29 protein-coding genes are annotated in these 25,543 nt (G+C 36.1%); 16 read left to right on the forward strand and 13 right to left on the reverse strand.

The genetic code is table 11. The features are described from left to right. The first annotated feature begins 63 nt into the window (after positions 1–63). Positions 64–903 carry an alpha/beta fold hydrolase gene (locus tag MJG50_RS09155; RefSeq protein WP_240255013.1) on the forward strand — a complete coding sequence of 280 codons (840 nt, stop codon included), beginning with the start codon at positions 64–66 and terminating at the stop codon, positions 901–903. A 36-nt stretch (positions 904–939) separates the two neighbouring features. On the opposite strand, the gene MJG50_RS09160 is transcribed toward MJG50_RS09155, so the two are convergent. Beyond that, on the reverse strand, positions 940–1,200 hold the full coding sequence (locus tag MJG50_RS09160) for a DUF1871 family protein (RefSeq protein ID WP_240255015.1): 261 nt from the start codon (positions 1,198–1,200) through the stop codon (positions 940–942). Between the two features lie 17 nt (positions 1,201–1,217). Beyond that, positions 1,218–1,421, reverse strand: a complete 204-nt coding sequence (locus MJG50_RS09165; RefSeq protein WP_240255017.1) for a hypothetical protein — start codon at positions 1,419–1,421, stop codon at positions 1,218–1,220. 115 nt (positions 1,422–1,536) lie between these two features. Between MJG50_RS09165 and kapB the strand changes: the two genes are divergently transcribed. Further along, positions 1,537–1,923: a kinase-associated lipoprotein KapB gene (gene kapB, locus MJG50_RS09170; protein ID WP_240255019.1), complete on the forward strand. Its 387-nt coding sequence runs from the start codon at positions 1,537–1,539 to the stop codon at positions 1,921–1,923. Positions 1,924–2,051: 128 nt separating this feature from the next. Here the strand turns inward: kapB and MJG50_RS09175 are convergent, their stop codons facing one another. Continuing rightward, complete coding sequence (locus MJG50_RS09175; RefSeq protein WP_240255021.1) at positions 2,052–3,182, reverse strand: C40 family peptidase; 1,131 nt, start codon at positions 3,180–3,182, stop codon at positions 2,052–2,054. A gap of 312 nt (positions 3,183–3,494) precedes the next feature. Beyond that, positions 3,495–4,118, reverse strand: coding sequence for a 3'-5' exonuclease KapD (kapD, locus tag MJG50_RS09180; protein ID WP_240255023.1), 624 nt, complete (start codon positions 4,116–4,118; stop codon positions 3,495–3,497). A gap of 403 nt (positions 4,119–4,521) precedes the next feature. Between kapD and MJG50_RS09185 the strand changes: the two genes are divergently transcribed. After that, positions 4,522–5,709 (forward strand): MFS transporter, encoded by a 1,188-nt coding sequence (locus MJG50_RS09185; RefSeq protein ID WP_275695550.1) that lies wholly within the window; start codon positions 4,522–4,524, stop codon positions 5,707–5,709. 84 nt (positions 5,710–5,793) lie between these two features. Next, positions 5,794–7,662: a transglycosylase domain-containing protein gene (locus MJG50_RS09190; RefSeq protein ID WP_240255025.1), complete on the forward strand. Its 1,869-nt coding sequence runs from the start codon at positions 5,794–5,796 to the stop codon at positions 7,660–7,662. 207 nt (positions 7,663–7,869) lie between these two features. On the opposite strand, the gene MJG50_RS09195 is transcribed toward MJG50_RS09190, so the two are convergent. Next, entirely contained in the window at positions 7,870–8,427 is a 558-nt protein-coding gene (locus MJG50_RS09195) for a DUF5366 family protein (protein ID WP_240255027.1), read from the reverse strand. A 164-nt stretch (positions 8,428–8,591) separates the two neighbouring features. On the opposite strand from MJG50_RS09195, the gene MJG50_RS09200 reads away from it, so the two are divergent. The 8 genes from MJG50_RS09200 (at position 8,592) to mnhG (ending at position 15,522) form a co-directional block, all read left to right on the forward strand. Beyond that, positions 8,592–9,167: a hypothetical protein gene (locus MJG50_RS09200; RefSeq protein WP_240255029.1), complete on the forward strand. Its 576-nt coding sequence runs from the start codon at positions 8,592–8,594 to the stop codon at positions 9,165–9,167. 603 nt (positions 9,168–9,770) lie between these two features. After that, positions 9,771–12,173 carry a Na+/H+ antiporter subunit A gene (locus MJG50_RS09205; protein ID WP_240255031.1) on the forward strand — a complete coding sequence of 801 codons (2,403 nt, stop codon included), beginning with the start codon at positions 9,771–9,773 and terminating at the stop codon, positions 12,171–12,173. Continuing rightward, positions 12,170–12,595 carry a Na(+)/H(+) antiporter subunit B gene (locus MJG50_RS09210; RefSeq protein WP_240255033.1) on the forward strand — a complete coding sequence of 142 codons (426 nt, stop codon included), beginning with the start codon at positions 12,170–12,172 and terminating at the stop codon, positions 12,593–12,595. Before MJG50_RS09205 ends, MJG50_RS09210 begins: the two co-directional genes overlap by 4 nt. Continuing rightward, on the forward strand, positions 12,595–12,936 hold the full coding sequence (locus MJG50_RS09215) for a Na(+)/H(+) antiporter subunit C (protein WP_240255035.1): 342 nt from the start codon (positions 12,595–12,597) through the stop codon (positions 12,934–12,936). The genes MJG50_RS09210 and MJG50_RS09215 overlap by 1 nt, the downstream gene beginning before the upstream one ends. Beyond that, positions 12,929–14,410 (forward strand): Na+/H+ antiporter subunit D, encoded by a 1,482-nt coding sequence (locus MJG50_RS09220; protein ID WP_240255038.1) that lies wholly within the window; start codon positions 12,929–12,931, stop codon positions 14,408–14,410. Before MJG50_RS09215 ends, MJG50_RS09220 begins: the two co-directional genes overlap by 8 nt. 5 nt (positions 14,411–14,415) lie before the next feature. After that, on the forward strand, positions 14,416–14,892 hold the full coding sequence (locus tag MJG50_RS09225; RefSeq protein ID WP_240255040.1) for a Na+/H+ antiporter subunit E: 477 nt from the start codon (positions 14,416–14,418) through the stop codon (positions 14,890–14,892). Continuing rightward, positions 14,892–15,176 (forward strand): Na(+)/H(+) antiporter subunit F1, encoded by a 285-nt coding sequence (locus MJG50_RS09230; protein WP_240255042.1) that lies wholly within the window; start codon positions 14,892–14,894, stop codon positions 15,174–15,176. The genes MJG50_RS09225 and MJG50_RS09230 overlap by 1 nt, the downstream gene beginning before the upstream one ends. Then, complete coding sequence (mnhG, locus tag MJG50_RS09235) at positions 15,160–15,522, forward strand: monovalent cation/H(+) antiporter subunit G (protein WP_240255044.1); 363 nt, start codon at positions 15,160–15,162, stop codon at positions 15,520–15,522. Before MJG50_RS09230 ends, mnhG begins: the two co-directional genes overlap by 17 nt. Positions 15,523–15,542: 20 nt before the next feature. Here the strand turns inward: mnhG and MJG50_RS09240 are convergent, their stop codons facing one another. From MJG50_RS09240 to gnd, 3 genes are all read right to left on the reverse strand, one after another. Next, the gene (locus MJG50_RS09240) at positions 15,543–15,926 is read right to left on the reverse strand and encodes a hotdog fold thioesterase (protein ID WP_240255046.1); all 384 of its coding nucleotides are present in this window, start codon (positions 15,924–15,926) and stop codon (positions 15,543–15,545) included. 53 nt (positions 15,927–15,979) lie between these two features. Beyond that, the gene (locus MJG50_RS09245) at positions 15,980–17,062 is read right to left on the reverse strand and encodes a PQQ-dependent sugar dehydrogenase (protein WP_240255048.1); all 1,083 of its coding nucleotides are present in this window, start codon (positions 17,060–17,062) and stop codon (positions 15,980–15,982) included. A 271-nt stretch (positions 17,063–17,333) separates the two neighbouring features. Further along, positions 17,334–18,233, reverse strand: a complete 900-nt coding sequence (gene gnd / locus MJG50_RS09250; RefSeq protein ID WP_240255050.1) for a phosphogluconate dehydrogenase (NAD(+)-dependent, decarboxylating) — start codon at positions 18,231–18,233, stop codon at positions 17,334–17,336. 217 nt (positions 18,234–18,450) lie between these two features. Here gnd and MJG50_RS09255 point away from each other — a divergent pair, with 217 nt between their 5' ends. Continuing rightward, positions 18,451–18,903, forward strand: a complete 453-nt coding sequence (locus MJG50_RS09255) for a DNA polymerase (protein WP_240255052.1) — start codon at positions 18,451–18,453, stop codon at positions 18,901–18,903. A gap of 135 nt (positions 18,904–19,038) precedes the next feature. Further along, positions 19,039–19,203, forward strand: a complete 165-nt coding sequence (locus MJG50_RS09260; protein ID WP_240255054.1) for a hypothetical protein — start codon at positions 19,039–19,041, stop codon at positions 19,201–19,203. 63 nt (positions 19,204–19,266) lie between these two features. On the opposite strand, the gene MJG50_RS09265 is transcribed toward MJG50_RS09260, so the two are convergent. Next, complete coding sequence (locus tag MJG50_RS09265; protein WP_240255056.1) at positions 19,267–19,731, reverse strand: helix-turn-helix transcriptional regulator; 465 nt, start codon at positions 19,729–19,731, stop codon at positions 19,267–19,269. A gap of 64 nt (positions 19,732–19,795) precedes the next feature. Further along, positions 19,796–20,563, reverse strand: a complete 768-nt coding sequence (locus MJG50_RS09270) for a sulfite exporter TauE/SafE family protein (protein WP_240255058.1) — start codon at positions 20,561–20,563, stop codon at positions 19,796–19,798. A gap of 199 nt (positions 20,564–20,762) precedes the next feature. Here MJG50_RS09270 and MJG50_RS09275 point away from each other — a divergent pair, with 199 nt between their 5' ends. Continuing rightward, positions 20,763–21,380: a biotin transporter BioY gene (locus MJG50_RS09275; protein ID WP_240255060.1), complete on the forward strand. Its 618-nt coding sequence runs from the start codon at positions 20,763–20,765 to the stop codon at positions 21,378–21,380. A 31-nt stretch (positions 21,381–21,411) separates the two neighbouring features. On the opposite strand, the gene MJG50_RS09280 is transcribed toward MJG50_RS09275, so the two are convergent. From MJG50_RS09280 to MJG50_RS09290, 3 genes are all read right to left on the reverse strand, one after another. Then, positions 21,412–22,749: a Na+/H+ antiporter family protein gene (locus MJG50_RS09280; protein ID WP_240255062.1), complete on the reverse strand. Its 1,338-nt coding sequence runs from the start codon at positions 22,747–22,749 to the stop codon at positions 21,412–21,414. 273 nt (positions 22,750–23,022) lie between these two features. Then, positions 23,023–24,522 carry a leucyl aminopeptidase gene (locus MJG50_RS09285; protein ID WP_240255064.1) on the reverse strand — a complete coding sequence of 500 codons (1,500 nt, stop codon included), beginning with the start codon at positions 24,520–24,522 and terminating at the stop codon, positions 23,023–23,025. A gap of 64 nt (positions 24,523–24,586) precedes the next feature. Next, the gene (locus MJG50_RS09290) at positions 24,587–24,970 is read right to left on the reverse strand and encodes a DUF309 domain-containing protein (RefSeq protein ID WP_240255066.1); all 384 of its coding nucleotides are present in this window, start codon (positions 24,968–24,970) and stop codon (positions 24,587–24,589) included. 84 nt (positions 24,971–25,054) lie between these two features. Here MJG50_RS09290 and MJG50_RS09295 point away from each other — a divergent pair, with 84 nt between their 5' ends. After that, the gene (locus MJG50_RS09295; protein ID WP_240255068.1) at positions 25,055–25,528 is read left to right on the forward strand and encodes a divergent PAP2 family protein; all 474 of its coding nucleotides are present in this window, start codon (positions 25,055–25,057) and stop codon (positions 25,526–25,528) included. The last annotated feature ends 15 nt before the right edge of the window (positions 25,529–25,543 follow it).

A 25,543-nucleotide genomic window follows, 5' to 3' on the forward strand; every position in this document is an offset into this window, starting at 1 on the left:
TTTTTTGTTAGAGTTATTCTATTGAACAAGGAAAAACTAAGAAGGTCAGGCAGGTGGAAAGTGATGGAAAATCATTTATTTACGCAAAAGGTTAACGGGATTAATATATATTATGAACTTTTTGGAGATAAATCCAATAAACCAGTAATTGTACTTGTACACGGGTTTTTGTCATCAACATTTAGCTTTCGGAGACTTATCCCTTTATTGGAAAAGGATTTTACAGTGCTTGCGATCGATCTACCTCCTTTTGGTAAAAGTGAAAAGTCGACCCGTTTCAAGCATTCATATCATAATATGTCCATTATTATGATTCAACTATTAGAACAGCTTCATATTTCAAAGGCAATTTTTGTAGGTCATTCAATGGGTGGTCAAATCTGTATGTATGCAGCATTGCAAAAACCAGAATTAGTGAATGGACTTGTGTTATTAAGTAGTTCAGGCTATTTAAAACGAATGGCTAAGCCATTGATCTATTCTTCTTACATCCCTTTTTTCCATTTAATAGTGAAGCGTCGGCTGGAGCAACAAGGTGTCGAGCATAACTTGCTTAATGTCGTCTACAATCATTCTCTTATTGATCAAGAAATGATTAATGGTTATTCTGAACCCTTTTTAGATCATCGAATCTTCATGGCTTTAACTCGAATGATTCGTCAACGTGAAGGAGATTTACCCCCGGAAGATTTACATAAAATAAAGACTCCTGCGCTTCTCATATGGGGGGAGAAGGATAAGGTAGTACCAGTTTCAATTGGAAAAAGACTTCACCAAGACTTGCCGAACTCAATATTTATTGCACTCGAAAATACAGGACATCTCGTACCGGAAGAACGACCTGAAGAAGTCTATACCCACATTTTGAATTTTCTCTGTAATCAAAGAATGAATCTAGAATAAAATAAAGTGGTTGGCGTTGTGTGCCGACCACTTTATTTAAAGTTCGCATGATGCATTATTTTTAATCAGAAGTAACCTTGTTGCAATCACTTCACATTCATTGAGTGGAATGATTTCTTCGAACGAAAATTCATAAATTGCTTGGATTTTTCTAGCTAGTTTCTTTGGATCATCCAATTGATGAACAGCCTGAATGACATCTACCGCTTCTGTTTCATAGGAACCCTCCCCATGTCCGAATGGGTCCCACTCCTGGAGCAATATCATTAATTCAATATTTGTGTTTCTAATTTCCATATAATCACCCGGTAAGTTTAAAGATTCTCGTTTTCATTATTCATGATTTTTTCTTCTAATTCTCTTGTTTTTTCAGCCTCTTTTTTCGAATGCTTAATAAAAAATCGTGTCGCTAATATTGTAAAAATAATAAAGATAATACTCGTTATCGCAGCAGGAATATATTCTGATTTATCTTCTGGAAAATATAAAAACAAATATAAAATATTATATAGCAGCATTTCCACACTACCTTTCAACCACTTATTATGAACCCCTCTAATTATAGCATATAAGGTTTCTTTCCTAGAAGTGTATCACAAGATTAAGTATAATGTATGGAAAAGGAGTGGTTACATGAATCACGAGGAATTTAAAATAGGTGATGTCGTTACCGGAATCTATAAAACAGGAAAATATATTGGAGAAATTACAAATATCCGTCCCGAACACTATCTCGTTAAGGTGAAGGCGGTATTGAGGCATCCGATGCAAGGTGATATTCATTCACCCAAAGATGTTAATGTTCCATTTTTCCAAGAACGTCGAGCATTAGCATTTAATGAACAAACAAATGTCCCTAAAAAGATGGTTCGTTTATATACAGAGTCAATTCCAGAATATAAGGAATCATTGCGAGATGCAATCAATAAAATGAAACTTGGTTTAGAAGAAGAGGGTACTGAGTGGGCAAAACGAAGTTTAGATTGTGTATCATCATTGGAGAAGGATTATTTTAAGTAAAACTCTATGATGTGCGTGATTTAACTATACATATTACAAATTTCCAGGTAAAACTGGGCCTTATTTGGGCCCAGTTTTATTGTTTATGACGAAAGGAATCGGGATATGCACGAGATGTATTCCCGAACTTACACGACCCGCTTTGCACCTACATAGTATTTTGACCAATACACATTATCCAATGAAACAACAGCGATTCCCTTCGATGAAGTCGCTGAAATAAATTCATTGTTACCTACATAAAATCCTACATGTGATATCTTACCGGGTTCATTCACCGCAAAAAATACAAGATCCCCCGGCTCGAGATTACCTTTTGAAACAGCTGTCCCCATTTGATAATAATCTCCAGATGTAACACGTGGAATATCAATCCCATGCTGGTCAAACATAAAGGAAACAAAGCCTGAGCAGTCAAATCCAGCTGGTGTTGTTCCACCCCATTTATATGGTACTCCAATATAATGATAAGCATCCTGGACTAGCTCCCGCTTAACTTGAATCATGTTATCCTGTGATGGAGCTTCTTGAGTAGTACCTGAAATATTGAGAGTTTGTCCAATAAAAATAGTATTACTTGATAAGTTATTGATTCTTTTCAGTTGTTCCACACTTATATTATGATTTCTTGCAATTCCATACAAACTATCCCCTGCGCGTACAGTATAAGTGCTACCTGCTACTGCCGACCCAGATAAAATTAATGTTTGTCCAGGATAGATCGTATTTGATGTTAATTGATTTAATTGCTTTAATTGGTCAACACTTATATGTTTACTTTTTGCTAAAGAATATAAAGTATCCCCAGTTTTGACTGTATACGAATTTGTATTGGAAATGGCATTAATTTTCAGAGTTTGACCTGGATATATCGTATGATTAGTTAGGTTATTTAATTGCATAAGTTGATTAACAGAAAGATGATATCTATTTGCAATTCCATATAATGTATCTCCACTTGTGACAGTATGTGTGGAAAGGGTTTGAACCGTTGGAGTATCATTACTTGCTGCTTTAACCTTTGATGAGTGTCCTCCTACAAACGGAATTGAAGCGACAACAATTGTACCTAAGACAACCTTTACCAGATTCGGGGTGAAATTCGGTACCTTTTCAGCAAGATATGTTTTTATATTTTCACTTAAATGTGTCTTCTTTCCATCGTTTTGCACACCAAATTCACTTGAAAATTCATGAAGACTGGGATCCATATGTAAAATAATCGTATGGTCCCCTTCAAATTTATGTCCAATAAACAAACCGCATCCCTCCTTGGTGTTAGGATAACCTATTGGAATCTGAATCATTTTAAAAACAGATTGTCAATTCTTGCATACGAAGAGGCTGCAAAGAACAAAAGCGCAAGCGCCTTGTCCAGGCCCGACAAGCAAATGTTCTGATGCAAAAAAGTCGCACTTTGACTTTTCTTGCATCAGGTTATTTGACCTCGAGGGCCTAGGCGCTGGAGCTGAACGTAGATAAACTTTATTAAAAGATATCCACATGTTTAAATTTTATAATTTCCTGGAAAACAATAAAAAACCAATTTACTCATATAAGTAAATTGGTTTTTATAAAGCAAATTTATTTAATAGCTTAGAAAGATCTACACGGTCTCCAATTGTTGTTGGCTCTGGCTTAGCTAAATACCGTTTATCATTTTCAACTAATTTAAATATATTCAAGGTTGTTAATGCATCATCTAATGCACAGTGATGCTTGCCTGTCCCTTCTTTCCCATACTCCTGTACAGCTTTCCACAATCCAGTTTGATTTTGATCACCAAAAAATCGTTTATATTCCATTGATAAATCACGCTGCTTTCCTTTAAAAGGAAACTGAACTCCTGCCTTTTGACAATTATGACGAAGTACCTTCATATCCATATTTCCCCACGTAATAATTGTACTTGGAGATGTACCCTCACACTGAGCAAATTTATCAACCAAGTCAACAAATGATAGTCCATTATTCACTTGTTCTTGCGTAATATGCAAAAATGATTTACATCTTTCAGTTAATGTCTGGAATTTAACAGGCTTAACGTATGAAGAAAATTGATCTATCACTTTTTGATTGATGACAGAAACTAGTCCAACCTCAATAATTTCCGGATAAAAACCATGCGGGTTATATTTTCCCTCCGGCATTGTAAATTCGAAGTCAATAAACAAATACTGGTGTTTATCATCCATTCTCTTTCCTCCTTCGCTACCCTTTCCTTTATTTAATCAAATGCGCCTTGGCGTATTTGTGCCCAGATTTTTTCGAGCTCGCTCGAAAAGCTTCCTTTAAAAATCTGAGGCATCCGCCGGAGGCTATAACTTTATTCAGTCGGGAACCCCCACTGAATTGGAAAATAATTTGCATTCATCTCACCACTTATAGATGTGGGAGACTTCTGCTGAATAAAGTTTAACGAGCATGAAGTAATTAAACCAATTATATCATGTTTTCCACAATTATTCAGAATATATTTAAAAATATATATATAATCGTAACACTTTAAAAATTCGAAATAATATTCTATAATATTTAGGAAACCGAAATATTCGAATCAAGAAGGTGTTTACTATCCAAACAGCAAAAAGAAATCTAATGATCATGTGGTTTGCGAACTTTTTTATTGCTGCTAGTGCCACAATGATTATGCCTTTTCTCTCGTTATATATTGAAACCTTTGGCAATTTTTCTGAGAGCTATGTACAACGTTGGGCAGGCTTCGTATTTGCTGCTACATTCGTAACAGCTTTTTTTATTTCACCACTATGGGGACGCTTTGGGGATAAAAATGGCTATAAGAAAATCTTACTTATTACTGGAACTGGAATTGCAATTAGCATATTTTTAATGGGCTATGTGACATCTGTTGGTCAATTGTTTTTTCTACGCCTATTTATGGGTGCAGTTACTGGATTTATTCCTACATCTCTTGCGCTCATTTCTGCGCAAACTCCAAAAGAAATTGCTGGCCGAACCCTTGGTACATTACAAATGGGGAATGTATCCGGTAGTCTATTTGGCCCTTTACTTGGCGGTATGCTTGCGGATGCCGTCGGCTTTCAATACACATTTGTTTTAACATCTACTGTCATTCTACTAGCAACATTATTAGTTGCAGTTGGTGTGAAAGAGGTACGTCCAACTGAAGAAAGCTTGAAGCTGAAGAAATATACAAGAAAAGAAGTAATAGTCCATATCTTTCATAATCCCGTCTTACTAACCATTATCTTTATTTCCTTCTTAATTCAAGTTGGTAATTTTAGCATCCAGCCATTACTTGCTCTATATGTTACTGAATTGAGCAGTTCAAGTAATATCGCCTTTTTAGCAGGCTTAGCATTTTCAGCAACTGGTTTTGGAAATTTATTATTTACAAGACAGTGGGGTAAATTAGGCGATCAAAATGGGCATGAGCGTATTTTAATGATTTTAATGATTGCTGCTGCGATTTTGTTCATACCGCAAGCACTCGTTACCGATTTATGGCAGCTTGTCCTTTGTCGGTTTATATTCGGAATGGCAGTAGGTGGCATCATTCCATGTATGACCGCCTATATTCGCCAAGTGGCACCACTTTCAATGCAAGGTGAAGTGTTGGGCTATAATCAAAGCTTTAAATTCCTCGGAAATGTGATTGGTCCAATTACTGGGGGAATCATTAGTGGATTTTTCGGAATCTCATCTGTTTTCTTCGTTACAAGCGGATTGTTTTTACTTGGTGCTGTCATCCTCTGGATGAGTGTCGTTCGACAATCAGAAAAATCGCAACATCATGCAGCATAGAATATTATCGTAAAAAACAGATGGTCAGATGCCATCTGTTTTTTTATAATAGAATAATAAAGTCTGCTAGAGATGAGTGTTTTTATGAGAGCATTAACTGGATTTTCAATTATCTTCATTACATTTATATTTTTTATATTTATATTATTTCACGCAAATACAGAATTAAAATCAGCGAATAGTTTACCAGAGGTGCTTGATGATAAAATTCCAATTGAAACGGTAAGCTTAAACCAAACAAGTTTTATTAAAGATTCAATGGGAAAAGTAATATCAGACATCCACCAAAGCGAGAATCGAATTGTATTGCCATTCGATGAAATTCCGCAAATTGTCAAAGAGTTATTTATTTCAATTGAGGATCAACATTTTTATGAGCATATTGGTTTTGATATTACAGGGATTGGTCGTGCTGCTCTTATTAATCTTCAAAGTGAGTCCATCGAACAAGGAGGAAGCACAATCACCCAGCAGCTTTCCAGGAATTTATTTTTAACTACAGAAAAAACATATAATCGAAAGTTAAGTGAACTTCTTTATTCATATCAACTTGAACGAAGGTTATCGAAAGATCAAATACTAGCCTTATATATCAATGCGATTTATTATCAAAATGGGGTATATGGAATTGAAGCAGCTTCCCGTTACTATTTTAATCAATCGATTAAAAATGCATCATTGGCAAAAATAGCATTTCTTAGTGCTATTCCTAATAACCCAACTGTCTATAATCCTATCACTCATTTTGAAAATACAAAAAAAAGACAGGAAAGAATCCTAACAAATCTTTTAAATGAAAAAGTAATCACTAAGGACCAATATGATATCGCATTCAAAGAACCTATTAAACTCAAAATCTCTACTGGCCCGGACCTCTATCCTGATTATTCAACTTACATTATGAATGAATTTGAAGAATTGATTTGGACCCAGGAAGGCTACTATCAAATTTTAGAACAAGAAAAAGATACAAATGAACGTAAAAAACTTCAGAAAAAGTTTGATGAAAAGGTAAAATCTGTTCTTACATCTGGTGTTATTATTGAAACTGCACTTGACCCGACTATTCAAAATGCTGCTGTCCAATCTGTTAAAACTCGCCTACCCTATCATGATATTCAAGGTGCTGCTGCAGTTATTGATCATACATCAAATCAATTAGTTGCCATTGTCGGGGGTAAAGATTATCAGAAATATTCATTTCATCGAGGCTATCAAGCATTTAGACAACCTGGATCATCGATTAAGCCATTATTAGTCTATGCACCCTATTTTGATAAAACTGGTGCATCTGTATCAAAAATGATCAATGCTAATAATTTTTGCAAAAATGGATATTGCCCGAAGAATTATGGTGGAGGGCAATATGGTTATGTAAGCTTAAAGACAGCTTTAAAAAATTCATACAACACGCCTGCTGTTAGACTATTAGACGATTTAGGTGTACAAACTGCATTTTCATATTTGCAAAAGCTACAGTTTTCAAAAGTGGTTCCAGCTGACCAAAGTCTTCCGGCAGCACTTGGAGGCTTTTCATACGGTATGTCCCCTTTGGAAATGACAAATGCATTTACGACATTTTCTAATGATGGAAAGTTTATTCGTGCTCATGGAATTAAAAGGGTAACCGATTTGAATGGAAACACTCTTTATGAATGGCATGATGAGCCAATTCAGGCATGGAGTCAGGCTGCAAATCAAAAGATGCGTTCCATCTTACATGAAGTCGTTACGACTGGGACAGGGAAAAAAGCAAACTTTCAAACTAGCTATATTGGAGGTAAAACAGGGACTACTAATAACGTGAAGGATCTTTGGTTTATCGGGATGACAAGTAATTACACAGCCGGTGTCTGGATTGGTAATGATGAATCCAAAAGTATCCGTAAGGTTGAACGTATTAAACCACAAATTCAAATTTGGAGAGATATAATGAAAAAAGCGAGTGAATAATCAACTCGCTTTTTCTCATATCAAATGCGCCTTGGCGTATTTGCGCCCAGATTTTTTCGAGCTTGCTCGAAAAGCTTCCTTTAAAAATCTGAGGCATCCGCCGGAGGCTTTAACTTTATTCAGTCTGTGTTTGAACTCCAACTCAATTGAAACCCGTTTGCATTCATCTCACCACTTATAGATGTGGGAGACTTCTGCTGAATAAAGTTAAATCGGTAAACTCGCAATCATACTATTGTACAGCTTTATACACAAATAAATGACTGTCGTAAAAAAAGTACACCAAATCAAGATATGAAAAAAAACAATCCCGATTAATCCTGTAAATGATAGGGTGGCATGAATTTTATACACAAAATAAATAAAATAAATAACAGTAACAAGGAAAAAGATTCCGATAATCCCATACAAGGAGTTAATTGAAAATAAAGATGCTACAGCACCTACGAGATAAAAAGTTGAACCCATTCGTATTCGCTGCAAACTATCCCCTTTACGATCCTTAGAAAAAAACAACAAAGATAATTCCAATAATGTATCCGCTATTAATTTTAATGCTGCAAATAACATGAAATAGAACAAAAAGAATAAAAAGAAAATCGCTAAATTAATTCCAGCTACCGAAAAGAACTCTTGCATTCCACGATAAATACCAACTTGCTTTAATAGTACCAATGCATTGATTTCAGTATAAATTGCGAGTGAAATACTAAAAAGCATGATTGATATAAGTGGAAAATAACCTGTAAAATACGTATTTTTCATGATTTAAATCCTCACATACATTCTCGAACAAAATACATAACATCAAAATATTTTATCACACTTTTCGAATCACTAATAAACTATTTTAATTTTAGTCGTAAATCTTTTTTTATGAAATAAACATAGTATAGAAGCTATGAAAATGAAAAGAAAGTGGGGGTATGATGGGAAAGATTATGTTTGCTTGTCTAATAGGATTCGTTTTAATGCTGCAGCCTAGCGCTATCTATGCAAATGGGAATGATGCTGCGAACTCTGATTTTACCAATGCAGTAAATGAAAAGCTAAAAGAAGCAAGTTATTATCACAATGGTTCTGCACAAATAATTGAATCAGTTTCGAAACAAGCAGAAGTAACAACTGTTGTATCAAAGGATGACCCTAACACAGAAGAAAATGAAGAAAAAATTGAGTCAATTACATCGAATGTCGTCGTTGCACTTGTGGAATATAAATTACAACGTGATGGAATATTCTATATAAAGAAACGAGATTTCTATTATTACGATGTTGATAATAAGGAATTTTTACTACTCTCCAATTTTCCAACTGATGATGAAATTAAAAGCTTCATTACAGACCATTCTAAAGATTTAACAGCAGGTCTACAAACTGGCTCAAACTTACTTGCTGCTTTCCTGTTATTATTAGTTACACTATTATCTTCCCTACTAATTATGATGTTTCATAATAAATCAATACCATTGCCAATTGTAAGAAGGAATAGTGTACAAGGATGAGACAATGTTCTCATCCATTTTTTCTATTCTGAATAAATCCTGATATATTCCCTTGGTCTTAATTTTAACGTATCAGCTTTATTTTCATTGGTTATTGTTTGAATTTGGAAAGACTTAGTATTTCTGTCCCCCATCTCCACTACATTCCTACTTTTTGTTTGCACATTCAATATGACTGCTCCAATGAATAGTATACAAAAAATTGATACTGCCACGATCATTTTTCTTGCGTTCACAAAGAATCACCTCTTGCTACTAGCATTTAATTATGAGTGTATTTTTATACGAAATAAAAAATTTTTTTTGCATTTTAATACGTGTTTCTACTTATTTAATAACTTTGGTCGAAATGCCTGATAATAGAAGGTGGCAAGCATGCAAGTTCAAATCCTTTAGTATATAATTTGAACTATAAGAGGTTGTTCAAAAAGTCCGGGAAAAATAGCTGTCGAATCTCTTCGTTGGCTCACTTCTGCGCTGCTCATGTATTAAAAGCATACATTCCGCTGCTCGTAGCTTCGCCGCCTTGACCTTCTCGGCTCTTTTTGTCCTCCTTTTTGAACACACACTATAATGATTAATACATACAGAGGGGGTAGTGTTTTGTCACTCATACATTGGGCCATTTTGTCTCCATTTTTAATGGCTGTTTTTGTACCTTTTTTCCGTAAATACATACATAAGATACATACTGGTTGGTTTGTACTACTATTACCGATTTTTTTATTCACATATTTTCTTCAATTTTTGAACGAGACAATGAATGGAAAAACGGTTATTAAAACGGCAAACTGGATTCCATCAATTGGGGTTAATTTTACTGCCTATATAGATGGGTTAGGACTATTATTTGCTCTTTTAATCACTGGGATCGGTGCATTAGTTGTCCTCTATTCTATTTACTATTTATCTAAGGTCAAGGAATCCTTACATACGTTTTACGTGTATTTGCTTTGCTTCATGGGAGCTATGCTTGGAGTAGTCCTTTCTGACAATATCATTGTACTGTATACCTTTTGGGAGCTTACAAGTCTATCGTCATTTTTATTAATTGGATACTGGTATACTCGTGAAAAGTCTCGCTATGGAGCACAAAAATCAATGCTTATAACCGTATTCGGCGGACTGTCAATGCTTGCAGGATTTATATTACTTTCAATCATGACAGATACATTTAGTATTCGTGAAATGATTCCACAAGTTAGTACCTTACCTGATCATCCACTGTTTATTCCAGCAATGCTACTTGTATTACTTGGTGCTTTTACAAAATCAGCACAATTTCCATTCCATATTTGGTTGCCTGATGCGATGGAAGCACCTACTCCAGTTAGTGCGTATTTACATTCAGCAACAATGGTTAAAGCAGGGATATATTTAGTAGCAAGACTGAGCCCGATATTTGCCGGTTCGAGTGAGTGGTTTTGGATCATTTCATCATTTGGTCTTTTCACACTCTTCTGGGGGTCTTTCAATGCAGTTAAACAAACAGATCTAAAAGCGATATTGGCATATTCAACCATCAGCCAACTAGGGATGATTATGTCATTACTTGGAATTGGTTCAGCAGCAATTCATTTTATTGATGTACCTGACAATCTATACATGGCTGCAATCGTTGCTGCTGTGTTCCACTTAATCAATCATGCAACCTTTAAAGGAAGCTTGTTCATGGTTGCTGGTATCGTCGATCATGAAACAGGGACAAGGGATATTCGTAAGCTTGGCGGACTGATGTCAATAATGCCAATTACCTTCACATTAGCTGTGATTGGTACATTCTCAATGGCTGGGATCCCACCATTTAATGGCTTTTTAAGTAAGGAAATGTTCTTTACAGCGATGGTGAATGTGACAACTCTTGATATCTTCAATATGGAAACATGGGGTGTTCTCTTCCCTATTATCGCTTGGGTTGGAAGTGTGTTCACATTTGTTTATAGTATGATTCTTGTCTTTAAGACATTTACAGGCAAGCTTCAAGCTGAAAAATTGCCGAAGAAGCCACATGAAGCGCCGATTGGAATTTTGATCCCACCAATTATTTTAGCTTCTTTAGTCATCATCTTTGGATTTTTTGCAAATCTTCTAGTGCCAAGCATTATTAAACCTGCTGTTGCCTCTATCATGCCAAGGGTTGTTGAAGGTAAAATGGCAGCAATTGAAATTGAATATTGGCACGGCTGGAATACTGAACTAAAAATGACGTTAGGTGTCTTTGCACTTGGAGCCTTATTATTCCTAACTTTGGCGAAGTGGTCAAAACTATATAATGTCTTTTCAAAGCGCTTAACACTCAACAATTTATATGACTATGTGTTACTATCAATCGAAAAAACAGCTTCAACTCTAAATCGCTTTTATATGACTGGGGTAATCCGCGATTATTTAGTTGTCATTTTCTCATTTTTCATTTTGGCATTGGGAAGTTCATTAGTTATTAAGGATGCATTCGCAATCGATTTAACACATGTTGCACCAATTAGGCTATATGAGGCTGTTCTTTCACTTGTTTTAGTTGCTGGAGTCGTTACTATTCTTTTTGCCAAATCAAGATTAACAGCAATTATTGCGCTTGGTGCTGTTGGGTACAGCGTCTCGTTATTCTTTATTCTATTCCGAGCTCCAGACCTAGCATTAACACAACTTGTGATCGAAACTGTATCTGTTGCTTTATTTTTGCTATGTTTTTATTACCTTCCAGAACTTAAGAAGAAGGAAAAGAAGCTACGTTTCAAAGTTACAAACCTGGTCATATCATTAGGTGTGGGAACGATTGTTACACTGATTGCCTTATCAGCAAATAGCAATCGATTATTTGAATCCATTTCAAGCTATTTTATTGAAAATAGCTACAAGGAAGCTGGCGGTAAAAATATCGTCAATGTCATTTTAGTTGATTTCCGTGGCTTCGATACTTTATTCGAAATTACGGTGTTAGGAATTGCAGCACTTGGGATTTTTGGAATGATTCGACTACGCTTATCAAGGGGGAAAGGACAATGAAAACGAATGATCTGATTCTACAAACCGTAACAAAAATTACTGTTTTCATTATTTTTGCTTACTCCCTTACTCTCTTTTTTGCAGGCCATAATTCACCTGGCGGAGGATTTGTAGGTGGATTGATTACATCAGCAGGAATCGTCTTGCTGCTATTAGCATTTGATTTAAAAACAATCACGACAATTCTGCCATTTGATTTTAAGAAGGTCGCTGCTCTTGGTCTATTATTTGCAGCTGGAACTGGAATTGGCTCCTTTCTATTCGGAGTACCATTTTTAACACATTCCTTTGGTCATTTCGATCTCCCCATCTTCGGTGAAACCGAGCTAGCGACTGCTGTATTATTTGATACGGGTGTGTACTTAGTCGTTGTCGGTGTAACGATGACCATTATTCAAACAATCGGAGAGGATGATGATTAATGGAAGTTTTAATTTCAATTGTAATCGGAATCCTTTTTGCAGCAGCAACTTATTTAATGCTATCAAAAAGTTTGATTCGAATTATTATTGGTACAGGCTTACTGAGCCATGGTGCTCATTTATTGATTTTAACAATGGGCGGATTAAAGCAAGGTAGTGCACCTGTACTTGTGAAAGGGACAGAGCAGTATGTTGATCCACTTCCTCAAGCACTTATTTTAACTGCAATCGTGATAAGCTTTGGGGTTACTGCCTTTTTTCTAGTTCTTGCTTATCGAGCATATCAGGAGCTTGGAACAGATAATATGGATTTATTGAAAGGAAGTGATAATGATGAATAATGTTGTTATCCTTCCGATCCTAATCCCATTACTAACTGGGATTATCCTTATCTTTTTCAATAAATATATTAAGGTTCAAAGATGGATTAGCTTTTGTTCAACATTGATAACTGTACTAGTAGCTGGTTATCTCGTACAAACTGTATTCACTGACGGGATTCAAACATTGCAGCTTGGTAGCTGGAAGGCACCATTTGGTATCGTTCTAGTTGCAGATATGCTTGCAGCGATACTTGTTCTTACAGCAAGCATCATTGTTTTTACTTGTCTCATATATTCCTTCAGAAATATTGGTAAGGCACGTGAATCTTACTATTACTATGCAGCAGTACAATTTTTAACTGTCGGGGTTCTTGGTGCATTTTTAACAGGTGATATTTTTAACCTCTTTGTATTCTTTGAGGTCATGTTAATGTCTTCCTATGTGTTAATTGTTATCGGCGGGACGAAGATTCAATTACGTGAATCAATTAAATATATTTTAGTAAACGTCATTTCTTCTGCTCTTTTCGTTATTGCAGTGGCATATCTGTATGCAGTGACTGGAACGGTAAATATCGCTGACCTTTCAGCTAAGATTAGTGAAATAGGCCAGCCGGGTATTACAACGGTCATTTCGATTTTATTTTTAATTGTATTTGGCTTAAAAGGAGCAATCTTCCCATTATTTTTCTGGTTGCCGGGCTCCTATCATGCACCACCAATACCGATAACTGCCCTGTTCGGTGCATTATTAACAAAGGTTGGTGTGTATGCAATTATTCGGACCTTTACAATCATTTTCTACCATGATACAGGGTTTACCCATACATTAATAGGGATTCTTGCTGGATTCACTATTTTAGTAGGTGTTATTGGTGCAGTTGCACATTGGGATGTTAAAAAAATTATTATCTATAATATTCTCACCGCAGTGGGTGTCATTTTAATAGGGGTTGCTACCCTTACGCCAACATCTCTTGCAGGATCAATTTATTATTTGGTACACGATATGATGATCAAGGCAGCATTGTTTTTATTAGTTGGCGCAATGGTTGTCATTACTGGGACGAGTAATTTAAGGAAAATGGGTGGTTTAATTACTCACCATCCTTATCTTGGGTGGATGTTCTTTATTGCTGCGATTTCACTAGCAGGTATTCCTCCATTTAGTGGTTTTATTGGCAAGCTATTAATTGTTCAAGGTGGACTACAAGCCGAACATTACGTCCTTGTTGGTGCAATTTTACTCTCTAGTCTACTCGTTCTATACTCAGTCATGAGAATTTTTATTAATGGCTTTTGGGGTGAAGCAAAGCTTAAGAAGGAAGAAGAAAAAGGAACGACAAATGGTTTATTATTTCCGATTACTCTTCTAGTAGCCATTTCGGTCACACTTGGTATTGGTGCTGAATGGTTTTATCCGTATATTGATCAAGCTGCTAAAGGATTAGCGGATCCTACTATCTATATCCAAGCAGTTTTAAAGGAGTAGATAAGATGGCATTGCAATTACTACTTAATGTCTTTATTGCATTTACATGGATGTTCCTTGGAAATTCATACGACTTTGGTTCGTTCTTTGGTGGGTATCTGATTGGACTCCTGTTAATTTTCACATTAAGACGGTATTTTTCTACTAGATTTTATATCCTCAATGTGTGGGCTGTAATCAAGTTAATGCTAATTTTTATACGGGAGTTAGTTTTATCAAATTATGCGATTTTCAAAGTAATTATCAAACCGAAGCTTGATATTAAACCAGGAATTTTTGCATTACCCACTGAGTTAAAAAAGGACTGGGAAATTACTGTATTAGCGAATCTAATCACACTTACTCCTGGAACATTAGTTGTGGATATTTCGGATGATCGGAAAATACTTTATATTCACGCGATGGATATAAGTGATGTGGACGAAGCAATCGATTCAATTAAAAATTCGTTCGAAAAGGCAATTATGGAGGTGAGCCGATAATGTTTGATCTCTTACTTAATATTTCGCTACTATTATTATCTCTATCAACACTTGCATACATTTACCGTGTTGTAAAAGGACCTTCTACTCCTGATAGAGTGATTGCCTTAGATGCAATTGGGATAAATCTAATTGGAATTACGGCTATTATTTCAATTATTCTTCGTTCAAATTCGTTTCTTGAGATTATTTTATTATTAGGGATTCTTGCATTTATCGGAACCGTTGCCTTTTCGAAGTTTCTTGAGAAGGGAGTCGTGATTGAACGTGAACGAGATTCTTGAGATTGTCTTTGGAGTCATTATTCTTTTCGGTGCGCTCCTGAGTGTCCTAAGTGCGATTGGGGTTCTACGACTACCAGATGTATATACGAGGAACCATGCTGCATCTAAAAGCGCAACACTCGGTGTTCTTTCAATCTTACTTGGTGCCTTTTTATACTTTTGGGTTGAGGAAGGGTATATGAATGCTCGCTTGCTACTTGGGATAGTGTTCGTCTTTTTGACCTCGCCTGTTGCTGGTCATTTGATTAGTAGAGCAGCGTACAATTCAAAGGTTCCACTTTGGGATAAAAGTGTCCAAGATGATTTGAAAATGAAGAATCAGGATGAGAAAGCGAAAGCGAGATGAGTGAATCATCTCGCTTTTTTCTATCTAAGCTTAAGGACTGCCATTGTGCATCTAGAAACGCAAATTAGTCTATCTTCTTCATCTACGATTTTGATATCCCATACCATTGTCGTTTTCCCTTTATGAAGTGGAGTGGCAATCGCTGTAACGATCCCATCCTTTTTTGAACGGATATGATTTGCATTAATTTCTAAGCCTGCACATCCTTCTGTTTCCTGGTCTACCAAATTATATGTACCAATACTTGCTACCGTTTCTGCTAGGGCAACTGAAGCACCACCATGTAGAAGCCCAAATGGCTGTCTAGTTCGCTCATCAACTGGCATTGTTGCGACAACTCGTTCTTCTGTTAATTCTTCAATCTTTATACCGAGAGTATCAATCATCGTTTGTTTTAGATCCATCCACTTCTCCCCCAAGCCTTTTTCTTTATTGTACAGGAGAATTTAGGAATTTTCTAATTTTTTTCAAAGACTAGTTGAATTAACTTGTCATCACCTTGTTGTGGTGTTCCTCTTCCATCTCGATTATTTGTAATTGTATAGAGGTTTCCATTATCGATTAAGACATCACGCATCCGACTTTCTATGTCTAAAATAACATCTACTTTATCTGTATTAATTTCAAAGCTTCTTATTTTTGAATCACGCAGTGTTGCAATATAAAGCTTCCCATTATGATATTCAATTCCAGAAGGTGCCCATGTATATTCACCAGTATGATAGATTGGTGTCTCCATATCAGCTGCCTGTTCATCCCCTTGAATAATTGGCCAACCGTAATTTTTACCTGGTTTGATTATGTTTATTTCATCATGTGCACTTTGTCCATGCTCTGTACTGAATAATTGACCCCGCTCATCCCATGCTAACCCCTGTGGATTTCGATGACCATAGGAATATACAAATGAATTTTCAAATGGGTTATCACTTGGGATGGAACCGTCCAAATTCATTCGAAGGATTTTTCCCGCTACTGATTGGATATCTTGTGAAAGATCACGCTCCCCTGCATCACCTGTTGTTACATATAATTTTCCATCAGGTCCAATTCGCATCCGGCCACCATTATGGATTGCGCCGCCTGGAATCCCATCAAGGATAACTGCTTCTTCTATCCATTCCTCATCATGCTGTTTAACTTTAATGATTCTGTTTTGAATTTCCCCATCTTGGCTGTATGTATGGTAGGCATAAGCTTCCCGTGATGTTTCAAAGTCTTGGGCTAATACAAAGCCTAATAAGCCACCTTCACCTTCATGTAAAATTGATTCTTCAACTTGTAAGTTTTGTTGCTTTTTTTCTCCTGTTGCTTCATCAATCTCAACAATTTTTCCAACTCGCTGTGTTAGAAAAAAGGTCTGCCCAGTTTTTGTAATATTCCATGGGATATCTAGATTAGTTGCAATTACTTTTGTGTCAGCAATTAGTGATTTACTTACATTTTCTACTGGTATGTCATCGTTCTCTTGCTTGTCATTATATACTGTACATCCCACTAGAAAAAATAAGATTACAATTCCCTTCATTATTTTTAACATTTTACCACTTCCTTTCTTTGTCTATCATTATAGCCAAGTTTTCGGAAACAAAAGCGCAAGCGCCGTATCCAGGCCTGACAAGCAAATGTTCTGATGCAAAAAAGTCGCTCTTTGACTTTTCTTGCATCAGGTTATTTGACCTCGAGGGCCTAGGCGCTGGAGCTGAACGTAGATAAACTTTATTATAAGATAGATATCCACATGTTTAAATCTTATAATTTCCTGGTAAACAAAAAAAAGGAGCTACCATTCAAGTAGCTCCCACAAATCACTATTCACTTTTCACTACTGCATGTCCACCGAATTCATTTCGAAGTGCTGCAACTACCTTTCCGTGGAAAGTATCATTTTCCTGTGAACGGAAACGCATGAATAATGACATCGCGATAACTGGTGCAGATGCTTGTAATTCAAGTGCAGTTTCAACTGTCCATTTTCCTTCCCCAGATGAATTCATTACCCCGCGAATAGCATCAAGCTTCGGATCCTTAGAAAATGCGTTTTCCAGCAGTTCAGTAAGCCAAGAACGAACAACTGAACCATTATTGAATACTCTAGATACTTCCTTATAATCATAGTCAAATTCACTCTTGTCTAAGATTTCATAGCCTTCAGCAATTGCTTGCATCATACCGTATTCTATTCCATTATGTACCATTTTCAGAAAATGACCACTCCCTGGATTTCCTGTATATAGATAGCCATTTTCAACAGAAATATCTTTAAATAGCTGTTCAACATGATCAAAAGCTTGCTTCTCTCCACCAATCATTATACATACTCCGTGACGTGCGCCTTCCACACCACCACTTGTTCCACAATCTACATAATAAATTCCTTTTTCTTTTAACATTTTCCCACGTCTAAGTGTGTCCTTGTAATTGGAATTTCCGCCATCAATTATGATATCACCCTCGGTTAAATACCCTGACACATTTTCGAGAACCTGCTCAGTAATTTCACCAGCTGGTACCATTAACCAAATAACCTTTGGAGAAGGTAATTGTTCGACAAGATCTTTTACAGATAATGCAGTAGCTATCCCTTCTTTTGAAATTCTTGCGACTGCTTCTTCATTCACATCATTCGCAACAACTTCGTGTCCCTTATCCTTCATATTTAAGGCAAGATTGTATCCCATCTTCCCTAGACCTATTAACCCTAGTTTCATGATATTTCCTCCTTGATGTCTGTAGCATTTGCAAATACGCTTGTCGTTAAACATACTTTCATACTATACCATATTTTAAACGAACGAACGATATACGGCTTTATTATACTAAAATAAAAAGATAACAACTAGTTTCATGCTGAAAACTCCTTCATTGCACCCTTATAGATTCGTTCACATATATTGTATTGGACTTTTAAAAAAGGAGGTAACTTTGTTGTACCATCATCCATATGTCTTTAACAACCTAGGACAACCGATTACCGTTATGTACCCCGGTTATTATTCAAATATTACAAATCAGCCTATTATGAATTACCGTGAAACAGAATATCCAGCTTGTTATACATCTTATTTTGACAACATCCATCGAAAACTCCCAGAGGTTGATCCGAGTCTTTTTAACGAATCGGCAATTTCGATGCAAGCCCTTTTAAAAGACGCAAGTATTGTCCTAAAAGCTTTAGCAGATTCCAAACCTTTTGCAAAAAAAGTAATGTCTGCTGCACAAATTTCAGATTTAAAAGAAGTTGATCGACTTATTAAATCAACAGGTATTCACTCAAAAGTACACACATCATTTAATCCTGATGGTATTAATTTAAAACTCTCATCTAATATCGGCGAAACTGAATGCTGTCAATTAACGATTGCCCTTCGCTGGCTTTAGTGGTGCCACCATTGTTGAACGTATAGGTAAGTTTTGATTGAGGTAGCGTAGGTAAATTTTAACCTACGTTTTTTTATTTCCACGAATGAAAAGATTGTAGATAAGGCAATGATAATTATCGAGGAGGTTTATATGATGGATTACAATAGAGAAAAAGAAGATTTGAATCATGCAAAAAGCAAAGAGGTTCAGCATGTTAGCCAGTTAGATCCTGAGCTAGATCTTCGTAATATTAATTTTGCCACTGGCGAAAATAAATTTTTTAATGAACGCATAGATGAATATACCAATGATCACTAGAAGTTAGAGCGGAGGTCATAATGGAAAAAGATGAGAGTGAAAGGGAGGCGCTAATACCTCCCTCTAATGATTTAAATCTGTTCCTGATAATTCATTCAAGCGCTGCCCAGCTTCTTCTCGTTCAAATGAACTATACCACCGATAATCTTCTTCATCTAAAATACGGTAATGCTGACTAATTATATTTTGCTGGAGACGAAAATGACCTTTTATTTCAATATCTTTCCACCAAATCCTTCCACCCATCGTTCTTTCCTTTGCTCGATTAATCCCATTCCGGCCAACAATTTCAATAACATCAATTGGATCTCCGCCTAAGATGGATTGTAAAATCTCACTATCCCTAAACAATGCGCAAAGAGCAACTGCACTCGTCCAGCCTATTTGGTTTCTTCCCTTCTCTATTTGAACGAGTGTTTTTTTAGAAAGTCCTAAAATCTCCGACATCCGATCCTGTGTATATCCTTTTTCAATTCGAATTAGTTTGAGCTTTTCAGAAAGCAATTTTGAAATATAATCCTTATCCACTCAACAACACCTAACCTTATTGGTTTCTAGTGTAATTTTACACAACATAAGGTAGGTTATCAATTTAATTAATTAACTTCAAACCACTTACTAATATAATCACACCGATCATTGTTTGCAATGGCTTAACTGGAACTTTAGCAGATAATGTACTGCCTATAAGAACTCCAGGAATGGATCCACAGAGTAAATTAGCAACTAAAAGGAAATCAACATTCCCTAATCCAATATGGAAAAAGCTACTCACTGTAACTAAAATAAAGGCATGAGCTATATCCGTTCCTACTAATTCCGATGTTTTTAATCGATAGAAAAGAATCATTGCAAGTGCAAATAAAGAACCAGAACCAACAGATGTTAACCCCACAATAAATCCTAGGACTGCTCCTAAAATGATTGTTTCTGTCCTTTTATTTTTAATGGGCTTCAAGCTGTATTCACTCGTTTTAAATGTTGAACCAAACAATGTTTTAATAATCGTTGCTACTGCAACAATAATTAATACATACCCTAATGCATGTTTGATGATTACCTCTTGTAAATATTCTGTATCACCAATCATTTGCAGCATCATTAAAGCTACAATTGCACTTGGAACACTTCCTATTGCTAAATATTTAACCAATGTAAAATTTATCGTCTTTTGCCTAAAATGCTGAACTGAACCAAAGAATTTTGTAATAGAATTATAGAAAAAATCAGTACCTACAGCTAATAGTGGATTAATTCCAATTAATATTAGAAACGGAGTTAATAATGCCGCACCACCAACACCCGTAAGACCAACCAAAAAACCTACAAAAAGGCCCATTAACAAAATACCTAAACTCATTCCGACACACTCCCAACCGTACTCGGATATGGGCATTATATTTAGAGGACATCCTTTTTGATACATTTTATTATGAATTGTTTTTTAAAAATAATAATCTTCTCTCTTATGTAAACCTACAATAAAATTAGGTTGACAATTAATTTACCTTCAATTACTATTTTTGTTAACTACATAAAACAGGGGGTTAACATTTAAAATGACGACAACTACAAAACCAAAATTTCGAGCTCTGGACATAACACTTATCGGTATGTTTGCTGCCTTAATGGCAATTGGAGCAAACATTACCTCATGGGCACCCTTTTTACAGGTTGCAGGTGTCCCATTATCGATGCAAACTTTTTTTGCTATTTTAGCTGGCTTATTAATTGGAAGTCGACTTGGAGCATTATCGATGCTTGTTTATATGCTAATCGGTATTGCAGGGGCTCCAGTATTTGCAGGCTTTGAGGCAGGATTTAGTGTCATTATTGGAAATACTGGTGGATTTGTTCTATCATTTATAGCGGTTGCCTATTTTGCAGGAAAAATCGTTGAAAGTTCAAAATCAGTTCCTAGCCTATCAACATTTTTAATTGCTTCATTTGTAGGGTTATTTTTAAATTATTTTATTGGAACTAATTATATGTATTTTGCATTAAATTATTGGTTAGAAATTGGGATGGGGTATGTCACCGCTTGGAAGGTGATGGGATGGTTTATCGTCAAAGATCTCGCCTTCACAATTTTTGCTGCCTTAGTAACTCCAAGGATTTATTATGCAATTAATCGGAATCAAAGAAGCCAAAGTTCAGAACCTAGAAAAGTATCATAATAAGAGAAGCCATGGAAAAATCTCCATGGCTTTATAATATAATTGCAGCTAACCAACCAAAAAGGATGAGCGGTATATTGTAATGTAAAAATGTTGGCACACATGTATCCCAAATGTGATTATGCTGTCCATCAACATTTAGCCCTGAAGTTGGTCCAAGCGTACTATCAGAAGCTGGTGAGCCTGCATCTCCAAGGGCAGCTGCGGTTCCCACAATTGCAATGGTCGCCATTGGACTAAATCCTAGTTCCAAACATAGTGGAACAAAAATTGTTGTTATGATAGGTATTGTTGAAAAGGAAGAGCCGATTCCCATCGTTATTAATAATCCTACAAATAGCATAATTAATGCCGCCAATGATTGATTGCCATTAATGATAGCAGCAGATTTTTCAACAAGGCTTTCAACGTCACCCGTTTCGCGCATGACACTTGCAAATCCTGAAGCAGTAATCATGACAAACCCAATAAAGGCCATCATTTTCATACCCTCTGTTAAAATTTCATCTGCCTGGTTCATCTTCATTATTCCACTCACATAAATAACTGTGATTCCAGCAAGAGCTCCAAAAATCATACCATCAACTTCAAATATTTTTGATAGATAGATTTGAGTGACTAATGAAACAAGGACAGCTAAAACAGCAATTGATATACTCTTTTTTGTGTATGTTATTTTTTGCTCTTGATTTTCATTCATATCAATTATCTGATAGGTTCTTGGCTTTCGATAAGAAACAAAAATCGCAAATAGTAATCCAACAACCATTCCTATAACCGGAATGAGAAGAGCAGATGGAATATCATTGACACTAACTGTTAAACCACTCTCTGCCATATTCGTTTGAAGGATTCCTTGAAAGATCTTTCCAAATCCAACCGGAAGTAAAATATATGGTGCTGTTAAACCAAAGGCGATCACTGTTGCGATTAGTCTACGGTCAATTTGTAGCTCATTAAATATTTTTAACAAAGGTGGAATTAAGATTGGAATAAAAGCGATATGAACAGGAATTACATTTTGTGAACAAATTGAGATTGCAAGAATGATTAATAGGATTAAAGCTTTTGATAGTGCTTTTCTTTTTGAATCACCCTGTTTACCAGTCATTTTTAAGGCTATATTCACGATTGCATCTGGAAGACCCGTTCTTGAAAGTGCAACAGCAAATCCCCCCAATAATGCATAGCTTAATGCCACAGGTGCATTTCCACCCAAGCCATCAGTAAATGTTTGTATGGTCGTTCCAATATCAAGACCGCCAAATACTCCTCCAATGAAAGCACCGATTACTAGTGCGATAACGACATTTATTCGTAATAAGCTTAAAATAAGCATGACTAAAACTGCTAATACGACTGCATTCATGATGTAAACTCCTCCGCGTGCTTTAGTTTGGTAAATTGGTAGAGAACTAAAATAGTAAATTAAAAATACCTGATATTTAAAATTATGTCAATGGAATATATCGGTATGATTTTTTGGATTTACGCGTTACGATCCAGATATGTATGATATTCCTAAAAATATACGCGGTATGATCCAGATTTGCACGATAAGCACCAGATATGCTCGTTTAACCTAATATTTGCACGATACAAAAAAATCCTATCTGGATTACCCAAATAGGATTTCAAATAATTATTCCTCACCAAAGCGTTGTACAAGAGTTGCAAGCGTACGTACCATAACACCGGTCGCTCCTGCTGGGCCTAAGTCGTGAGCACTTCCTGTAGTTGCAGTTCCAGCAATATCCAGGTGAACCCATGGCGTTTCCTCCGCAAATTCACCAATAAATGTACCCGCAAAGATTGCATGGCCATCACGTCCAGGTGAATTATTAAGATCTGCTACATTACTTTTACGAACTCGTTTTTTATGGTTCTCTGTAATTGGCAATCTCCATATTGGTTCGCCCGCTTCTACTGAAGCAACAAGTACCTCTTCAAATAACGCCTCATTATTGGTCATTGCACCAGTAATATCATTTCCTAATGCAACAATGACACCACCGGTTAGCGTAGCCACATCAACTAAGTAGGTAGCACCGTGATGCTTCGCATATGTAACACCATCTGCCAAAGCAAGTCGTCCTTCAGCATCAGTATTCAAAATTTCAATCGTTTTACCACTCATTGCAGTAACTACATCATCTGGTTTGAATGCTTCCCCACTAATCATGTTATCAGTAGAAGGGATAACCGCAACGACATTTTGCTCTGGCCGTAATTCACCAATTACTTCCATCGCACCTAATACAGCAGCAGCTCCACCCATATCAGATTTCATCCCAACAATGCCATCCTTAGGTTTAATTGAGTAACCACCTGTATCAAAGGTAATACCTTTTCCTATGAGGCCAATCACATCGGTCCATTCATCTTTTCCTTGGTATTTGAGAACAATCATTTTTGGTGGTTCGACAGAGCCTTTATTAACAGCTAATAATGCACCCATGCCTAACTTTTCCATGTCCTCTTTTTCTAAAATTTCAACCTCAAACTCATACTTTTTCGCTAAGTCAACTGCATAATTCGCCATATCAGTAGCAGTTAACATATTTCCTGGTAAATTCACTAACGAACGTGCTGAATTCGTCCCTTTTCCATAGGCATATCCAACGGTTACACTTGCTTCAACTTCATCTAAATCTGACACACTATAGACAATGACTTCATCAATGTTCTTTTCAGGTGTATTTGGCTTTTGCTTATAATCTGCAAATTTATAGGTAGCTAACGCAAATGCCTCACCAAAAGCATGTGCCACATCTCCAGCATCAAGGTCATCCGTTATAAATGAATCAAGAGTTATTGCCAAACTTTCAACCTTTCCATTTGATGCTGTTTTTACAGCTTTACCAAGTGCTTCTCGAAGGGATTCAAATGTTAATTCCTCTTCTTTCCCAAGACCAATGAAAAAAATGCGTTTAGTCGCTGATTTGCCTAATGTATGTACTTTTGAAATGGACTTATACTTTGCAGATATATCTCCATCCTTTAATAGCTCAGTAACTTGTCCATCAAGTAAAGAGTCCAGCTCACTAGTAAAACCAGTTACCTTTTGTGTTTTTGAAAATAACCCAACAATCAAAGCCTCATGTGCTTGTTTTACATCAACTTCATTTTTAACCGTAAACATATCCTCACACCTCCAAATTTCTGTCATATTCATTATAATTGAAAAAGGACGATACTTCGAGTATCTAAATGTCTTCTTGCAAATATAATATTAATGACGGAAGTTTCGGTAGCATATTAACCTCTTCAAAAGGAACTCGATCAATATCCAGGGGTAAAATTGAAATACACTTTACAATAAATTCATTCACTTCTTCTAAGTCAATCCCCCAATAAAACGGTCTATACTTTTGAATATATCGAAATCCCGCATCCATCATAAGACGAGCACCCTTCACATTTCCATACTCATAGTGATAGATGGCAACTGTCATCTGAAGCAAACCTTTTAAAAAAAGATTATTCTTATCAGTCATCCATATATCCTCAAGTAAGTCATGGCAAGTATAATAATCCCCTTCATTAAACTTAATAAAAAACTCATAATATTCCATCGGGTAATTATTCATTTTGCACTCGCCCCCAGTTTTCTTTTATACTATAAATATCATCTTATCAGAAAATAATGATTTTTATTTGAAAGGGCGTATTTGATGCAACTATTTGAAAACTTTCCCCTTTGGGCAGCACTTGCAGCGATTGGCTTTGCACAATTTATTAAAGTGCCAATTCATTTTTTTCTTTCAAAAAAAATTGATTGGTCGCTCGTCACTAGTACTGGTGGTATGCCGAGCTCTCATTCTGCTGCAGTAACAGCATTAACGACAGGAATCGCACTCGAACAGGGACTCGATTCCCCAATATTCGCGGTTGCTACGGTATTTGCGATCATTGTAATGTTCGATGCCTCAGGTGTAAGACGCCATGCTGGGGAACAAGCAACAGTATTAAATCAGCTTGTAGCTGACTTTCAGCGATTTGCAGAAGAAGCAAAAATGTGGCCTAAATCTGATGAAGATAAGAAACGAAGTGATTTGAAGGAATTACTAGGACATCAACCAATTGAAGTTTTCTTTGGGGGATTATCTGGAATACTACTTACGATTGTTATTTTTTATCTTACTTAAAGTAGCACAACAAAC

The sequence above is a fragment of the Fredinandcohnia quinoae genome (assembly GCF_022427965.1).
GTDB lineage: Bacteria > Bacillota > Bacilli > Bacillales > Bacillaceae_L > Ferdinandcohnia > Ferdinandcohnia quinoae.

What these genes read in the sequence shown, in the direction of transcription:
- MJG50_RS09155 (WP_240255013.1), top strand. Translation starts at nt 64, where the DNA reads ATGGAAAATCATTTATTTACGCAAAAGGTTAACGGGATTAATATATAT.
- MJG50_RS09160 (WP_240255015.1), bottom strand. Translation starts at nt 1,200, where the DNA reads ATGGAAATTAGAAACACAAATATTGAATTAATGATATTGCTCCAGGAG.
- MJG50_RS09165 (WP_240255017.1), bottom strand. Translation starts at nt 1,421, where the DNA reads ATGCTGCTATATAATATTTTATATTTGTTTTTATATTTTCCAGAAGAT.
- kapB (WP_240255019.1), top strand. Translation starts at nt 1,537, where the DNA reads ATGAATCACGAGGAATTTAAAATAGGTGATGTCGTTACCGGAATCTAT.
- kapD (WP_240255023.1), bottom strand. Translation starts at nt 4,118, where the DNA reads ATGGATGATAAACACCAGTATTTGTTTATTGACTTCGAATTTACAATG.
- MJG50_RS09185 (WP_275695550.1), top strand. Translation starts at nt 4,522, where the DNA reads ATGATCATGTGGTTTGCGAACTTTTTTATTGCTGCTAGTGCCACAATG.
- MJG50_RS09190 (WP_240255025.1), top strand. Translation starts at nt 5,794, where the DNA reads ATGAGAGCATTAACTGGATTTTCAATTATCTTCATTACATTTATATTT.
- MJG50_RS09195 (WP_240255027.1), bottom strand. Translation starts at nt 8,427, where the DNA reads ATGAAAAATACGTATTTTACAGGTTATTTTCCACTTATATCAATCATG.
- MJG50_RS09200 (WP_240255029.1), top strand. Translation starts at nt 8,592, where the DNA reads ATGGGAAAGATTATGTTTGCTTGTCTAATAGGATTCGTTTTAATGCTG.
- MJG50_RS09210 (WP_240255033.1), top strand. Translation starts at nt 12,170, where the DNA reads ATGAAAACGAATGATCTGATTCTACAAACCGTAACAAAAATTACTGTT.
- MJG50_RS09215 (WP_240255035.1), top strand. Translation starts at nt 12,595, where the DNA reads ATGGAAGTTTTAATTTCAATTGTAATCGGAATCCTTTTTGCAGCAGCA.
- MJG50_RS09220 (WP_240255038.1), top strand. Translation starts at nt 12,929, where the DNA reads ATGAATAATGTTGTTATCCTTCCGATCCTAATCCCATTACTAACTGGG.
- MJG50_RS09225 (WP_240255040.1), top strand. Translation starts at nt 14,416, where the DNA reads ATGGCATTGCAATTACTACTTAATGTCTTTATTGCATTTACATGGATG.
- MJG50_RS09230 (WP_240255042.1), top strand. Translation starts at nt 14,892, where the DNA reads ATGTTTGATCTCTTACTTAATATTTCGCTACTATTATTATCTCTATCA.
- MJG50_RS09240 (WP_240255046.1), bottom strand. Translation starts at nt 15,926, where the DNA reads ATGGATCTAAAACAAACGATGATTGATACTCTCGGTATAAAGATTGAA.
- MJG50_RS09245 (WP_240255048.1), bottom strand. Translation starts at nt 17,062, where the DNA reads ATGTTAAAAATAATGAAGGGAATTGTAATCTTATTTTTTCTAGTGGGA.
- gnd (WP_240255050.1), bottom strand. Translation starts at nt 18,233, where the DNA reads ATGAAACTAGGGTTAATAGGTCTAGGGAAGATGGGATACAATCTTGCC.
- MJG50_RS09260 (WP_240255054.1), top strand. Translation starts at nt 19,039, where the DNA reads ATGGATTACAATAGAGAAAAAGAAGATTTGAATCATGCAAAAAGCAAA.
- MJG50_RS09270 (WP_240255058.1), bottom strand. Translation starts at nt 20,563, where the DNA reads ATGAGTTTAGGTATTTTGTTAATGGGCCTTTTTGTAGGTTTTTTGGTT.
- MJG50_RS09275 (WP_240255060.1), top strand. Translation starts at nt 20,763, where the DNA reads ATGACGACAACTACAAAACCAAAATTTCGAGCTCTGGACATAACACTT.
- MJG50_RS09280 (WP_240255062.1), bottom strand. Translation starts at nt 22,749, where the DNA reads ATGAATGCAGTCGTATTAGCAGTTTTAGTCATGCTTATTTTAAGCTTA.
- MJG50_RS09285 (WP_240255064.1), bottom strand. Translation starts at nt 24,522, where the DNA reads ATGTTTACGGTTAAAAATGAAGTTGATGTAAAACAAGCACATGAGGCT.
- MJG50_RS09290 (WP_240255066.1), bottom strand. Translation starts at nt 24,970, where the DNA reads ATGAATAATTACCCGATGGAATATTATGAGTTTTTTATTAAGTTTAAT.
- MJG50_RS09295 (WP_240255068.1), top strand. Translation starts at nt 25,055, where the DNA reads ATGCAACTATTTGAAAACTTTCCCCTTTGGGCAGCACTTGCAGCGATT.